The sequence below is a fragment of the Actinoallomurus soli genome, from assembly GCF_024055715.1.
In the GTDB taxonomy this organism is placed as follows: domain Bacteria; phylum Actinomycetota; class Actinomycetes; order Streptosporangiales; family Streptosporangiaceae; genus Actinoallomurus; species Actinoallomurus soli.
In genome coordinates this window covers 46910-60394 of the sequence record NZ_JAMXMV010000029.1, presented here as the reverse complement: position 1 = coordinate 60394, position 13485 = coordinate 46910, and the positions used below count along the sequence as shown (strand labels likewise).

The following is a 13485-nucleotide window of genomic DNA, read 5'->3' as shown; positions in this document are numbered from 1 at the left end:
CACGGCCTGCGGCCCGTGACGCGGCCATCAGACGATCATGGCAGGACGGGGCCGCTCGGGAAGCCCGCGGCGCTCTCAGGCGAAGTCTGGAGCCCCGGCGGGCAGGCTAAATCGGAACTCGGCGCCGCCGCTCGGGGCGCGCCGCACGGCGATGGTGCCGCCATGAGCCTCGACGAGGCCCTTCACGATGTAGAGGCCGAGGCCGGTGCCGCCGCGGGGCTGGCCGTGACCGCGCCAGAACTGGCGGAAGACGCGGTGTGCCGCCTCGGGCGGGATGCCCTCGCCCTCGTCGCGCACGGCGACGACGGCTCCACGCGTGTTCGCGTCCGGCTCCACCACGATCGTTACGGTACCAGCCCCGTGACGCAGAGCGTTCTCGACGAGATTGCCGATGATCTGGTCAATCTTGTCCGGATCGAGCCACATCTCCGGCAGCGCGCCGGTGACCTCCAGCTTGAACCGGTCCGCCGGGTCGCCCGCCGCGACCCGGCCGGCGATGATCTTGCGGGCCTCCTCGACGAGGTCGACGACCTGGCGGCGCATCTCCAGCCGGCCCGCCTCGATGCGTGAGACGTCGAGCAGCTCCGTGATCAGCCGGGTCACCCGGTCGGCGTCGGAGTTGACCGTCTCGAGCATGACCCGCTTCTGGTCGTCGTTGAACCGGTGCCACTTGGCCAGCAGGGTGGCGGTGAAGCCCTTGACGCTCGTCAGCGGGGACCGCAGCTCGTGGGCGACGGTGGAGACGAGGTCGGCGCGGCCGCGCTCGTGCCGGGCGCGCTCGGCCGCGTCGCGCAGCGCGATCGTGAAGCGGCGGACGGTGCCGTCCCGCTCGCGGTCGTACGAGGCGGTGACCAGCAGCTCGGGCCCCTCGCCGAGGTAGAGCGGCCGCTCCGGATGGCGGGTGCGGGTGGCCAGGCCGCCGTACGGGTCGAGGCACTTCCACCAGTCGCGGCCGTCGGCGTCGCGCAGCGGCAGGACGTCGGCGAAGTCGCGGCCGAGCGCCTCGGCCCGCGTGATGCCGGTCAACCGGGCGGCGGCCCGGTTGAACACCACGACCCGCCGGTCGGCGTCGGCCACGATGAGCCCGTCGGGCAGCGCGTCGGGAGAGACGTCCCAGCGCGCCGCCTGGCCGGCGGGAGGTTCAACGCCGCGCGGCACCGATCCGCCCACGACCGCGGCACCTCCCCCGGCTCCCTATTGACAGTGCTGGCCTGACTCTAGTGCGGACGACGTAAATAGCGCCACGCCCGTGTCGTTAATTACGGATGTCCCGGCATGTCACCCGGACCTCAGTTACCGAACGCCTCGTCGACCGTGTCATACGTCGGAAACAGCTCGTCGAGCCGAGTGATTCGCAGAATCCGGCGCTGAGCGGGCCGCACCCGCGCCAGCCGGAGCGTGCCGCCTTTCTCGCGCAGCCGGTTGCCCACCGCGACCAGCGCGCCGAGCCCGGCGGCGTCGCAGAAGCTGACGGCGCCGAAGTCGGCGACCAGGTTCGTGTGGCCGCCCTCGATGAGGGCGAGGAGATCCGTGCGCAGCCGCCCCGCCGTCTGCACGTCGATCTCGCCGACGATCGCCACGACCGCCGCCGCGCCGTCCCGTCGTACGACCCTGGCCGCCATCGCGCGCCCGGCCCGGCACCGGTGGGCGCCCCCGCGCGCCAACGCGGACCGGCCCGGTCCCCTCTCGCAGCTCGCCGCCGTGCGGCGGCGAGGCAGCGGAATGCCTCTTATGTTCGTTTCCAACCTATTTGCCCCGTTCATCGGAATCGTCGTCGGCTCCGAGACGGTCGCCGGGAAGCCGCAGCCGGCCTCGGGCCGGCCCACCGATCCGGCGCGACGGAATCGACAGCACCGATCATGTCGCCTTTTCGTCCAATGAACGAATCGGGACGCCGTTTTGTTACAGCGAGAAGACATCACTGTTGCGTTCGGTATCGAACGGCACATCCGGCCTCCGCCGAACGGGTGACGCATCGCTCCGCGTCCCTCTGGCATCGGCCGGGCGCGGCCGATCCCGGGGCGTCCGGCTACAGTGCATCGACCACCCCACCACTCTCCGCGACCGCGAACTGGGCTCCCCCGTCCGGCTCGCCGTCCCGGGAAGGAGCCGCACGTGGACCTCCTCGACATGGGCCTGCTCGGCGCGGCCGGAGTGGCGGCCGGAGGGGTCAACGCGATCGCCGGCGGTGGATCGCTGATCTCGTTCCCCGCTCTGCTGGCCGTGGGGTGTCCGAACATCGCGGCCAACGTGACCAACACGGTCGCGCTGTGGCCCGGCTATGTCGGGGGCGTCGCGGGCTACCGCGCGGAACTGGACGGTCAGCGCGGACGCGCGGTCGCGCTGAGCGTGACCGGTGTGTTCGGGGCCGTCGCCGGCTGTGTCCTGCTGCTGGTCACCCCGGCCGGGGTGTTCGCCGCGCTCGTGCCCGTGCTGATCGCGCTGGCCAGCGGCCTCCTCGCCGCACAGCCGTGGCTGAAGCGCCGGCTCGACGGGGCGCGGCGCCTCACCGGGAACGGGCACCGGATGATGCTCCACGGCGGGGTGCTGGTCGGAGGCGCCTACGGCGCGTACTTCGGCGCCGGACTGGGCGTCATGCTGCTCGGCCTGCTCGGCGTCTTCGTGCACGACCACCTGCAGCGGCTCAACGCCGTCCGCGCCGTCCTGTCCCTGGTGATCAACACGGTGGCCCTCATCGCCTTCGCGCTCTTCGGCCCGGTGCGCTGGCCGGCCGTCGGGGTCATGGCCGTGACCAGCCTGGCCGGCGGGTTCCTCGGCGCCCGTGTGGCCCGGCGCATGTCCCCGGGGGTGCTGCGGGCCGTCGTCGTGACGTTCGGGCTCGGAGTGGCCGTCGCGCTCGCCCTCCGCTGAGGGCCGGGGCTCGGGAGTGCCCGCCGGTCCACGGGGACGCGGCCGTCAGGACGGCTCGCCGGCGCGCTGGGCGCGGGCCGAGGCGTACAGGCAGACGGCCGCGGCGGTGGCGAGGTTGAGGCTCTCGGCGCCGCCGTAGATGGGGACGCGCACGACCTCGTCGACCGCGTCCAGGATCTCGTCCGGCAGGCCCCACGCCTCATTGCCGAACACCCAGGCGGTCGGGCCGGTGAGGGTGCCGTTGTCCAGCGCGGCGTCCAGGGAGCACTTTCCCGCGCCGTCGGCGGCCAGGACGGTCAGGCCGGACTCCTTCAGCGCCGGGATGAGGACGTCGAAGCGCGGCCCGACGACGACCGGCAGATGGAACAGGCTGCCCGCGGACGCGCGTACGCACTTGCCGTTGTACGGATCGACGGACGCGTCGGTGAAGATCACGGAGTCGGAGCCCGCGGCGTCGGCGGTGCGCAGCACCGTGCCGGCGTTTCCGGGGTCCCGCACGTGCGCCAGCACGGTCACGAGCCGCGGCGGTGGTGCGAGCACCGTGGGCAGGTCGACGTCCACGAACGCGCAGACGGCCAGCAGGCCCTGCGGCGTGACGGTCTGGGCGAGCTCGGCCATGACCTCACCGCTCACCCGGAAGATCGGGACACCGGACCGCTCCGCCTGGGTGATCAGGTCGTGGTGGCGGGTCTCCGCCTCGGCGGTGGTGAACAGCTCGACGAGGACTTCGTCGAGCGCGAGGGCCTCGCGTACGGCCTGGGGGCCTTCGGCGAGGAACCGCCGCTCACGGCGGCGGAAGGCGCGTTTGGCGAGCCGACGAGCCGCCTTCACCCGTGGTGATCGAGTAGAGGTCAGCTCGCGGCCCGCCATCAGCGTCGTTATCTGCTCGGTCAGGCCGCCGCGCTGCCCTCGGCGGGCAGCGCCTTCTTGGCCGTCTCGACGAGAACCGCGAACGCCGCGGCGTCGTTCACCGCGAGCTCGGCGAGCATGCGGCGGTCGACCTCGACCCCGGCCTCGCGCAGGCCCTGGATGAACCGGTTGTACGTCATGCCGTTCGCGCGGGCCGCCGCGTTGATCCGCTGGATCCACAGACGGCGGAACTGGCCCTTGCGGTCCTTCCGGTCACGGAAGGCGTACGTCATCGAGTGGAGCTGCTGCTCCTTGGCCTTGCGGTACAGCCTCGACCGCTGGCCACGGTAGCCACTCGCCCGCTCGAGGACGACCCGACGCTTCTTGGCGGCGTTGACCGCCCGCTTCACGCGTGCCACGTCTTAGAACTCCTTCGTGGAGGCCGTGTCTCGTAGACCCGGCCGGTCGTTCGACTAACGGGACTGCCGGCACCGCACAGGTGCCGGAGCCCGGCGATCAGGTGGTGCCGGGCTCAGTCGCCGAGCAGCTTCTTGATCTTCTTCTCGTCGCTCTTCGACAGGACGACCGCTCCGTCGAGCCGGCGCGTGCGCTTGGTCGGCTTGTGCTCGAGCAGGTGGTTGCGGTTGGCGCGGCGGCGCATGACCTTGCCGGTGCCCGTCTTCTTGAAACGCTTCTTGGCACCACTGTGCGTCTTCATCTTCGGCATGGTCGCCGACGTCTCCCTATGTCCATGCACCTCACTCCGGGCGTGCGGAACTCCGCGGGGAGTGCCGGACGCCGGAAAGGCGCGGGTGTGCATACCTCATCGCGAGACGACCCCGCTCAGGGAGCAGGGTCGTGGCGGAGCAGTGCCCGGTCAGGCCGGGGAACCGTGCTCCTCCTGCCGCCGCAGCCGACTACCGGTCGCCCGCGGGCCTTCGGCCTTTGCCTCGCTCTTCTTCTTGTGCGGCCCGAGGACCATGATCATGTTGCGGCCGTCCTGCTTGGGCCGCGACTCGACGAAGCCGAGCTCCTCGACGTCCTCCGCCAACCGCTGCAGCAGCCGGAAGCCCAGCTCCGGGCGGGACTGCTCGCGGCCACGGAACATGATCGTGACCTTGACCTTGTCACCTGCCTTGAGGAACCGCTCGACGTGGCCCTTCTTGGTGCCGTAGTCGTGCGGATCGATCTTCGGCCGGAGTTTGATCTCCTTGATGACCGTGTGCGCCTGGTTACGTCGCGCATCGCGGGCCTTCATCGCGGACTCGTACTTGAACTTTCCGTAGTCCATGAGCTTGGCCACGGGCGGCCTCGCGGTCGGGGCGACCTCGACGAGGTCAAGGTCGGACTCCCGGGCAAGGTCGAGTGCCTTGGCGATCGGCACGATGCCGACCTGTTCGCCGTTCGGACCGACGAGCCGGACCTCGGGCACGCGAATGCGCTCGTTGATACGCGGTTCGGCGCTGATGGGACCTCCTTGGGGCTTTCGAGCTGTCCTGACCGGCCATGCCCCTGGCCCTTTCAAACGAAAAAGCCCCGCACGACTCGCATGCAGGGCCACCACCGGACGCCTCGACGGCCGGAGCCGACGAGGCGGGCACGCCAACAGCGTGCCGGACCGGAACCCATCAGCCTCTCGTTCCCCGAGGGAGCGCGGCCGATCAGGTGGGAGGTAACCTCCGCTTGCGCGCCCGACGCGTGAACGCCGGGCCAGTCAAAAGTCAAGGGTATCAGCTTTCCGGCCGTACGTCGAAGGCACGAGCCTCCCGCGCTTCGAAGGCGCGCACCTCGAAGGCCGCGGTCACCTGGACCGGCTCGGTGAGCTCCGTGACCCGCGCCCGCAGGACCGCCGGTTCGGTGTGGCGGGCGCTCGGTCCCATCCCCACGAGCGACAGGACCTCGGCGTGCGTGAGGGACAGCGGAACCTCCAGCGACCAGGTGCCGGCAGCGGCGAAGCGCTCCCCCACCGAGTCTGCCACACGGTCGGCCTTCCGCTCGTCCACGGAGATCAACCCCAGCCGCCCGACCAGCTCACCCAGGTGGTGGGCGGCCGGCGTCGCGACGATCAGTGCGCCGTCGGGCCGCAGCACCCGATGGAACTCCGCACCGCTCCGCGGGGCGAAGACGTCGATGAGGACCGACACCGCACCCGTGCGCACGGGCAGCGGCCGCCACACGTCCCATGCCAGGGCGCCGATCCGGGGATGCGCCCGCGCGGCGCGGCGCAGGGCGTGCTTGGAGATGTCGAGGGCGACGCCGGGGCGACCGGGCAGCCGGTCCAGGACGGCCGCGAGGTAGTGGCCCGTGCCCGCGCCGGCGTCCAGCACGCACCCCTCTCCCGGGTCCAGTGCGGCCGCGCGTTCGGCGATCAGCTCGGCGAGCGGCGCGAAGTGGCCGCCGCCGAGGAAGTCGGCGCGCGCCGCGACCATCTCCGGGGTGTCGGCGGTGCCCAGATTCGCCTTGCCGGTCAGCAGGTTGGCGTAGCCCTGCCGGGCGATGTCGAAACCGTGCCCGGCGGAACAGCGCAGGGCCGTCCCCGCGACGGCGAGGTCACCCGCGCAGAGCGGGCACTGGAGGTACGGAACGACGTCGGCGAGCACCCTCCCATGATGGGGCAGCCGACCGGGCGGTACGTCCCGCCACTTGTCGATGTATCGACCATCGGTATATAACGACGGTATGAAACACAGGCCGCTCCAGGAACCGACGTTCCTGATCCTCACGGCGCTGGCGGCCGGGCCGCAGCACGGCTACGGGATCATCGGCGACGTCGAGCGGATCTCCGACGGGCGGGTGCGCCTCCGGGCCGGGACCCTCTACGCGGCCCTCGACCGGCTGACCGCCGACGGTCTCGCGGAGATCGACCGGGAGGACGTCGTCGAGGGCCGGCTGCGCCGCTACTACCGCCTCACCGAGACCGGCGCGGCGCGTCTCGCCGCGGAGGCCGAACGCCTGCGCCACAACGCCGAGACCGCCACCGCACGCCTGCGCCTCGCCGGAGGATCCGCATGAGCCCCCTCGAACACCGCCTGAGCCGCTGGCTGCGGCTGTACCCGGCCGACCGGCGCGAGGAGATGCTCGGCGTCCTTCTCGCCACCGCCGGCCCCGGCCAGGAACGTCCGACCGTCCGGGAGGCCGCCGACCTCGTCGGAGGAGCCGTCCGCATCCGCCTGCGGCGCGAGATCCGGTCTCTCGGCGGCCCGGTCTGGCGCGACGCGTTCGCCGTGCTCGCCCTGGTGACGGCCGCGCTGGCGTGTACCGCCCTGATCGCCTACTTCCGGGACGAGACGATGCTGATGCCCAAGGGCTTCATCACGTTCGACGTCGACTCGGGCCGCTCTTACGCGGACCTGTTCCCGGAACCCGCCCAGGTGTGGACGATGTGGGCACCATGGCCGCTCGTCGGCGCGCTGAGCCTGCTGCGGCTGCGTCACTCGGCCGTCGGTCTCGCATGGGCCGCGGCCTTGTCGCAACTGCCGTGGCTGGCAGTGGCGCAGGGGCACTACGCCCTGCAGACCGGTGACGTGGAGGGCAACCTCATGTGGTTCGGCGTGGCGGTCCTGGCCGCCTCGGCGCTGTCCCTGTCCGATGGTCTCCGCCACGCCCTCGCGCTGCTCGGCCGGTGGCGCGGCGCCGCCCTCCTGGTGGGCGCCGCCATGTTCGCCTACGCGTTGCTGGGGCTTCCCGCAGTGGAAGACTCTCTACCGGAGGGGCACGGCGTCGTCCTGGTGCGGTCTGCGACGATCTCCGATCCGATCTGGCTGCCGGCGGCCGGCGCGCTCGCGTTGATGCTCGTCGCCTGCGCCCGCCCGCGATCGGCGTACGGCCGCCGGTCGATCGCCGTTGTCCTGCTCGCCTTGTCGCCGCTGCTGTGCACACTCGTCCTGTGGTTCACAAGCTTCGGAACGCTCGGTTCGGCGGCCGGCGCGCTGCTCATCGCCGCTTTTCCGGTACTGCTGGCGATCATGGCCGGCGCCTTCGCCGCGCGCCTTCGCGGACGACGCCGCAGCACGTCATGACACGGCGGCGCGCATCGCCTCCACGGGAGCGGGTGTGCGCCCCGTCATGAGCTCGACCTGGCGGGCGGCCTGGTGCACCAGCATCGGCAGCCCGCCCACGACGATGCCGCCGCGCCCGCCGACGGCCTCGGCGGCGGCGGTCGGCCACGGCGCGTAGACGACGTCGAAGAGGGCGTCCGTCGCCCCGGCGATCGCCTCGGCGTACGGGTCGGCGGCGTGAGCCGGCAGGGTCGAGATGATCAGGTCCGCGTGCGGCATCGCGTCGGCGAACGTCTGCACCGACACCGAGACGCCCAGCCGGTCGGCCGCCGACACCGCCTCGGCGGCGCGCCCCGGACTCCGTACGACGATCACGGCCTTCGGCAGGCCGAGATCGCGCAGGGCCGCGAGGGCCGAGCACGCGGTCGCGCCGCCGCCGAGCACGGCGGCCGACCCGGGCGCTCGCACGCCGGCCTCGGTCAGCGCGGTCACCATCCCGTGCACGTCGGTGTTGTAACCGAGCCGGCGGCCCTCCTGGAAGACCACCGTGTTGGCGCCGCCCACCGCGCGGGCCAGCCCGGACACCTCGTCGAGAAGCGGCAGCACCGCCCGCTTCAGCGGCATCGTGAGCGACAGGCCCGCCCACGGCCGCTCCAGCAGGCCGGGGAGGTCCTCCTCACGGCACTCGACGGCCTCGTAGGTCCAGTCGAGGCCGAGCTCGGCGTACGCGGCGCGGTGCAGCGCCGGCGACAGCGAGTGCGCGATCGGCGATCCGAGGACGGCGGCGCGCGTCATCCGTGCCCCGTGTTGCGGGCGAGCTCCTGCTTGAGCTTCTGGAACTCGGCATAGCTCGAGGTGAACTTGGTGACCCGGTTCTTCGGGTCGGTGGCCACGAAGTACAGCCAGTTGCCCGGCGCGGGCTCGAGCGCGGCCTTCAGCGCCACCTCACCCGGGTTGTCGATCGGGCCGGGCGGCAGGCCGGAGACCATGTAGGTGTTGTACGGGCTGTTCGTCTTCGTCTCCGCGTAGGTGGCGACGGTGTTGTACTTGCCCAGGGCGTACATCACGGTGCTGTCGAGCTGGAGCTTCCTCATCCACGGCTGCGAGCTGTGGAGCCGGTTGTCGATGACCCGGGCGACCTTCGGCATGTCCTCCGGCCGGCCGCTCTCGGCCTGGACGAGGCTGGCGATCGTGACGACGTCACCGGGTGACATGCCCAGGTCGCGCGCCTTCGCCTCCAGGTCGACGTCGACGGCGACCTTCTTGAACTGGTCGACCATCGAGCGCAGGACCTGCGTCGCCGTGGCCTTCGGGTCCGGGTCGTACGTGAAGGGGTACAAATAGCCCTCGAGCTTGCCCTTGGCGTACGAGGGCAGGCCGAGTTTCTCCGGGTGGTTCGCGGCCTTCTGGAAGTCCTTCAGCGGGATGTGGGTCTTCTTGGCCAGGAACGGCAGGATCTGGGCGACCCGCTTGCCCTCGGGGATCGTGAGGCGGCCCGCGCGGGACGCGTCGCTGAGCAGGAGGTCGAGCGCCGACTTCACCGACATCTGCCGGCGCAGGTGGTAGTAGCCCGGCTGGATGCTCGTCGCCCTGGTGTCCTTGGACGCGAGCTTGATGAACGCGTCGACCGACTTGACGACGCCCGCGTCCTTGAGCCGGTTCGCCATGAGGGCGACCGAGTCGCCCTCATGGATCCAGACGGTGACGCTGCCGGTGCCCTCACCCTTGTAGTCGGGCGGGTTGAGCATGCCGTTGATCGTGGTCAGGCCGATGTAGCCACCGCCGCACACGATCGCGAGCAGGAAGGCGATCGCGATGAGAGGCGCGAGCCTGCGCCCCTTGCGGGTCTTCTTACGGCGCCGTCCCCGGCCGGACCGAGGGGCCTGTGGCGCATCGCCGGGAGGCTCCGGGCGCTGCTGGCGCTCGGAGAGTTGGCGCAAGAAATCAAGGTCTGCGTCGCTCATGAGTCCCCCTGGACAGTCTCCCCAGGGGGGCGGCCCGTCAAGCGCTCGGCCTCGAGCGCCGCCTGCAGCAGCACCGCGGCCGCCGCCTGGTCGACGACCTTGCGCCGCGCCTGTCCGCGCACTCCCTTGTCCCGGAGGCCACTTTCGGCTGTCACGGTGGTGAGTCTCTCATCGAACAGCCGTACCGTCTCGGGATCCAGGCGTTGTGCGATCTTCTCCGCGAACCGGCGGGCCGTCGCGGCCGCCGGTCCCTCTCGCCCGGAGAGAGAGGTCGGCAGCCCGACGACCACCTCGATCGCGTCGTTCTCAGCGACGATCTGAACGATCCGGTCGATGTCGCCTTTACCCGCCCGTACGGTCTCCAGGGGCGAGGCCAGGATGCCGCCGGGGTCGCTGCGCGCGACGCCGATGCGGACGCTGCCCGCATCGACGCCGATGCGCACGCCTTGTCTCACGTGGTCGCCACAGCTCGGCGGACGGCGCCCAGGGCCTCGTCGATGGCGCCGGGGTTCGCGCCACCGCCCTGCGCCAGGTCGTCCTTGCCGCCACCGCCGCCGCCGAGGACCTTGGCGGCGACGCCGACGAGCGCGCCCGCGCGGAGGCCGCGAGCGCGGGCCTCGTCGCTGGTCGCGACGACGATCACGGGACGGTCCTTGGGGACGCCCGCGATGATGACGACGGCCGGCCGGCCCGACAGGCGGCCCCGCACGTCCATGGCGAGCCGCCGCAGGTCGTCGGCGCTCGTGCCGTCGGGCACCCGGTGGGCGACGAAGGCGACGCCGCCGACGTCCTCGGCTCCGCCCGCCAGCTCACCGGCGATCTGCAGGACCTGCTGGGAGCGGATCTTCTCCAGCTCCTTCTCGGCCTCGCGCAGCCGCGTGACCACTCCGGAGATCCGCTCCGGGAGCTCCTCGCGCCGGGTCTTCAGCTGCTCGGACAGCTGAGCGACGAGCACGCTCTCCTTGGCGAGGTACCGGAAGGCGTCGATGCCGACGAGCGCCTCGACGCGGCGCACGCCGGCGCCGATCGACTGCTCGCCGAGCACCTTGATCAGCCCGAGCTGGCCGGAGCGCGCGACGTGGGTGCCGCCGCAGAGCTCGCGGGAGTACTCGCCGATCTCGACGACGCGCACCTCGTCGCCGTACTTCTCGCCGAACAGGGCGAGCGCGCCCATCTTGCGCGCCTCGTCGATCGGGTGGACCGAGGCGTGCACGCCGAGGTCGTCGATGAGGATGGCGTTGACCTCGTCCTCGACGTCGCGCAGGACGCTGAGCGGAACGGCGCCCGAGGCGGTGAAGTCGAACCGGAACCGGCCCGGGGCGTTCTCCGAACCGGCCTGGGCGGCCGACTCGCCGAGCGCGTTACGGAACCCGCGGTGGACCATGTGCGTGGCGGTGTGCGAGCGGGAGATCGCCCGGCGCCGCTCCACGTCGATCTCGGCGTACGCCGTGTCGCCCGTCTGCGCCTCGCCGCTGCGGACGCGGCCGCGGTGCACGATCAGGCCGGACAGCGGCGTCTGGACGTCGAGGACCTCGACCTCGGCGCCGTTGCCGAACCGGATGACGCCCTGGTCGGCGAGCTGGCCGCCGCCTTCGGCGTAGAACGGGGTGCGGTCGAGCACGACCTCGACCTCGCTGCCCTGGCCCGCCGACGGCACGCTGGCGCCGCCGACGATCAGGCCGACCACCCGAGCCTCGCCGGCGACCGCGTCGTACCCGGTGAACCGCACCGAGCCGGTCTGCTCCAGGAGGCCGCCCAGCACGGACACGTCGAGGTTGCCGGTCTTCTTCGCGGCGGCGTCGGCCTTGGCGCGCTGCCGCTGTTCGTCCATCAGGCGGCGGAACTCGTTCTCGTCGACGGACAGGCCCTGCTCGGCCGCCATCTCGAGGGTGAGGTCGATCGGGAAGCCGTAGGTGTCGTGCAGCGTGAACGCCTGCCTGCCCGACAGCGTCGACTCCTTGCGGCGCTTGCTCTCCTCCACCGAGGCGTCGAAGATGGCGGTGCCGGTGCGGAGCGTGGCGAGGAACGACTGCTCCTCGGCGTCGATGACCGTGTGGATGTGGGCGGCGTCGGAGCGCAGCTCCGGGTAGGTCTCACCCATTCCGTCGATCGCGGCGGCGGTGAGCTCGTGCAGGTAGCGGTCGTCGCCGGCGCCGAGCAGCCGCAGGTGCCGGATGCTGCGGCGCAGGATGCGGCGCAGGACGTAGCCGCGGCCCTCGTTGGAGGGCACAACGCCGTCGGCGACCATCATCGTGCCGCTGCGGACGTGGTCGGTGATCACGCGCAGGGACACGTCGGCCCGTGCGTCGCGGCCGTACTTGGTCTTGGTGAGGTCGGCGGCGCGGTCGAGGATCCGCCACATGGTGTCGATCTCGTAGATGTTGTCGACGCCCTGGAGGATCGCCGCCATGCGCTCCAGGCCCATGCCGGTGTCGATGTTCTTGGCGGGGAGCTCGCCGAGGATCGGCCAGCCCTCCTTGCCCGCGCCGGGGCCCCGCTCGAACTGCATGAAGACGAGGTTCCAGACCTCGAGGTAGCGGTCCTCGTCGGCGACCGGGCCGCCCTCACGGCCGTACTCGGGGCCGCGGTCGTAGTAGATCTCCGAGCAGGGACCGCAGGGGCCGGGCACGCCCATCGACCAGAAGTTGTCGGCCATGCCGCGGCGCTGGATGCGCTCCTCGGGCAGGCCGACCTTCTTGTGCCAGATCTCGAAGGCCTCGTCGTCGTCGTGGTAGACGGTGGCCCAGAGCCGGTCCTCCGGGAACCCGAACCCGCCGTCGGCCTCCGACCGGGTCAGCAGGTCCCACGCGAAGGGGATCGCCCCCTCCTTGAAATAGTCCCCGAAGGAGAAGTTGCCCAGCATCTGGAAGAACGTGCCGTGCCGGGTGGTCTTGCCGACCTCGTCGATGTCCGGGGTCCGGATGCACTTCTGGACGCTGGTGGCCCGAGGGTACGGCGGGGTCCGCTGGCCGAGGAAAAACGGCTTGAAGGGCACCATGCCCGCGTTGACCAGCAACAGCGTGGGGTCCTCGGCGATCAGGCTGGCCGAGGGCACCACGGTGTGGCCGCGCTCCTCGAAGAAGCGGAGAAAACGGCGGGCGATCTCTGCCGACTCCATCAGTGCAGGTCCTTGTCAGTATCGGAGTGTGCGTCGAGGCGCAGGGCGTCGCGCAGTTCTTCCTCGCGGTGGTTCATCGCGACGCGGACGTCGCCGGCGAACCCTCGTACGGTCCGGCCGAGCCCGGTGGCCTGGTGGGCGAGGCTGCCCGGCAGGACGGCGCGCACCGCCCGCTTGAGCCGGAACGCCGACCAGGCGCCGAACGCGGTGCCCAGCGACAGCCAGAAGAGTCGCCGGATCATCGCTTGCCGTCCTGGTTGCCGTGGCCACGGGAGCCGATGGCCTTACGGACACCATAGGAGAACGCCGCGGCCTTCACGAGAGGGCCGCCGACGATCGAGGTGACGGTGGTGCTGACCGCGGCGGCGTTCTGGCTGACGCTGCCCATGTTCTTGGTGATCACGTCGACCCGGTCCAGTTGCTCGTTGGCCCGCTCCACCGTGCCGGCCATGTCGTCCAGCAGCGGGGCGGTCCGGTCGCCGAGCTCCGCCACCGTCTTGGTCGCCTCGGTCAGCAACCGGGCGAGTTTCAAGAGCACGTAGGCGAGGAAGGAGACGAGTATCGCCCAGAACATGGCCACGATCAGCCCGGCCAGCTGTTCGCCCGTCAGCATGCGGCTTCCTCCTCCTGTGGTCGCGGAGAACTCGGTCGGACCGACCTTACCGTCCCGGGCTTGCGAAAACGC

The 13485-nt window shown here is 71.4% G+C and carries 16 protein-coding genes; 3 read left to right on the top strand and 13 right to left on the bottom strand.

Annotation, left to right across the window (positions count from 1 at the left end; translation table 11 throughout):
• Nucleotides 1–75 precede the first annotated feature (75 nt).
• Both NDW01_RS38375 and NDW01_RS38370 read right to left on the bottom strand, forming a co-directional pair.
• The gene (locus NDW01_RS38375; protein WP_406567800.1) at nucleotides 76–1170 is read right to left on the bottom strand and encodes a sensor histidine kinase; all 1095 of its coding nucleotides are present in this window, start codon (nucleotides 1168–1170) and stop codon (nucleotides 76–78) included.
• A 119-nt stretch (nucleotides 1171–1289) separates the two neighbouring features.
• A complete protein-coding gene (locus tag NDW01_RS38370) occupies nucleotides 1290–1622 on the bottom strand; it encodes an STAS domain-containing protein (protein WP_252829328.1) in 333 nt (110 codons plus the stop codon).
• A gap of 493 nt (nucleotides 1623–2115) precedes the next feature.
• Between NDW01_RS38370 and NDW01_RS38365 the strand changes: the two genes are divergently transcribed.
• Nucleotides 2116–2871, top strand: coding sequence for a sulfite exporter TauE/SafE family protein (locus NDW01_RS38365; protein ID WP_252829326.1), 756 nt, complete (start codon nucleotides 2116–2118; stop codon nucleotides 2869–2871).
• 45 nt (nucleotides 2872–2916) lie between these two features.
• Here NDW01_RS38365 and NDW01_RS38360 read toward each other — a convergent pair whose 3' ends face one another.
• From NDW01_RS38360 to NDW01_RS38340, 5 genes are all read right to left on the bottom strand, one after another.
• Nucleotides 2917–3741 carry a TrmH family RNA methyltransferase gene (locus NDW01_RS38360; protein ID WP_252829324.1) on the bottom strand — a complete coding sequence of 275 codons (825 nt, stop codon included), beginning with the start codon at nucleotides 3739–3741 and terminating at the stop codon, nucleotides 2917–2919.
• Nucleotides 3742–3761: 20 nt separating this feature from the next.
• Nucleotides 3762–4139, bottom strand: a complete 378-nt coding sequence (gene rplT / locus NDW01_RS38355; protein ID WP_252783341.1) for a 50S ribosomal protein L20 — start codon at nucleotides 4137–4139, stop codon at nucleotides 3762–3764.
• A 113-nt stretch (nucleotides 4140–4252) separates the two neighbouring features.
• On the bottom strand, nucleotides 4253–4447 hold the full coding sequence (gene rpmI / locus NDW01_RS38350; RefSeq protein WP_252783340.1) for a 50S ribosomal protein L35: 195 nt from the start codon (nucleotides 4445–4447) through the stop codon (nucleotides 4253–4255).
• 150 nt (nucleotides 4448–4597) lie between these two features.
• On the bottom strand, nucleotides 4598–5245 hold the full coding sequence (gene infC / locus NDW01_RS38345; RefSeq protein WP_256514162.1) for a translation initiation factor IF-3: 648 nt from the start codon (nucleotides 5243–5245) through the stop codon (nucleotides 4598–4600).
• 205 nt (nucleotides 5246–5450) lie between these two features.
• Nucleotides 5451–6320, bottom strand: coding sequence for a putative RNA methyltransferase (locus NDW01_RS38340; RefSeq protein WP_252829322.1), 870 nt, complete (start codon nucleotides 6318–6320; stop codon nucleotides 5451–5453).
• 79 nt (nucleotides 6321–6399) lie between these two features.
• On the opposite strand from NDW01_RS38340, the gene NDW01_RS38335 reads away from it, so the two are divergent.
• Together NDW01_RS38335 and NDW01_RS38330 are read left to right on the top strand one after the other, a co-directional pair.
• A complete protein-coding gene (locus NDW01_RS38335; RefSeq protein WP_252829320.1) occupies nucleotides 6400–6732 on the top strand; it encodes a PadR family transcriptional regulator in 333 nt (110 codons plus the stop codon).
• Nucleotides 6729–7739 carry a hypothetical protein gene (locus tag NDW01_RS38330; protein WP_252829318.1) on the top strand — a complete coding sequence of 337 codons (1011 nt, stop codon included), beginning with the start codon at nucleotides 6729–6731 and terminating at the stop codon, nucleotides 7737–7739. The genes NDW01_RS38335 and NDW01_RS38330 overlap by 4 nt, the downstream gene beginning before the upstream one ends.
• On the opposite strand, the gene NDW01_RS38325 is transcribed toward NDW01_RS38330, so the two are convergent.
• From NDW01_RS38325 to NDW01_RS38300, 6 genes are read right to left on the bottom strand one after another with little or no spacing between them, the layout of a single operon-like run.
• Nucleotides 7734–8513, bottom strand: coding sequence for a shikimate dehydrogenase (locus NDW01_RS38325; RefSeq protein ID WP_252829313.1), 780 nt, complete (start codon nucleotides 8511–8513; stop codon nucleotides 7734–7736). The genes NDW01_RS38330 and NDW01_RS38325 overlap by 6 nt on opposite strands.
• Nucleotides 8510–9682 (bottom strand): endolytic transglycosylase MltG, encoded by a 1173-nt coding sequence (mltG, locus tag NDW01_RS38320; protein WP_252829311.1) that lies wholly within the window; start codon nucleotides 9680–9682, stop codon nucleotides 8510–8512. Before mltG ends, NDW01_RS38325 begins: the two co-directional genes overlap by 4 nt.
• Complete coding sequence (ruvX, locus tag NDW01_RS38315) at nucleotides 9679–10137, bottom strand: Holliday junction resolvase RuvX (protein ID WP_252829310.1); 459 nt, start codon at nucleotides 10135–10137, stop codon at nucleotides 9679–9681. Before ruvX ends, mltG begins: the two co-directional genes overlap by 4 nt.
• Nucleotides 10134–12800, bottom strand: a complete 2667-nt coding sequence (gene alaS / locus NDW01_RS38310; protein ID WP_252829308.1) for an alanine--tRNA ligase — start codon at nucleotides 12798–12800, stop codon at nucleotides 10134–10136. The genes ruvX and alaS overlap by 4 nt, the downstream gene beginning before the upstream one ends.
• Entirely contained in the window at nucleotides 12800–13042 is a 243-nt protein-coding gene (locus NDW01_RS38305; protein ID WP_252783331.1) for a hypothetical protein, read from the bottom strand. Before NDW01_RS38305 ends, alaS begins: the two co-directional genes overlap by 1 nt.
• On the bottom strand, nucleotides 13039–13413 hold the full coding sequence (locus NDW01_RS38300; protein ID WP_252799986.1) for a DUF948 domain-containing protein: 375 nt from the start codon (nucleotides 13411–13413) through the stop codon (nucleotides 13039–13041). The genes NDW01_RS38305 and NDW01_RS38300 overlap by 4 nt, the downstream gene beginning before the upstream one ends.
• Between the last annotated feature and the right edge of the window lie 72 nt (nucleotides 13414–13485).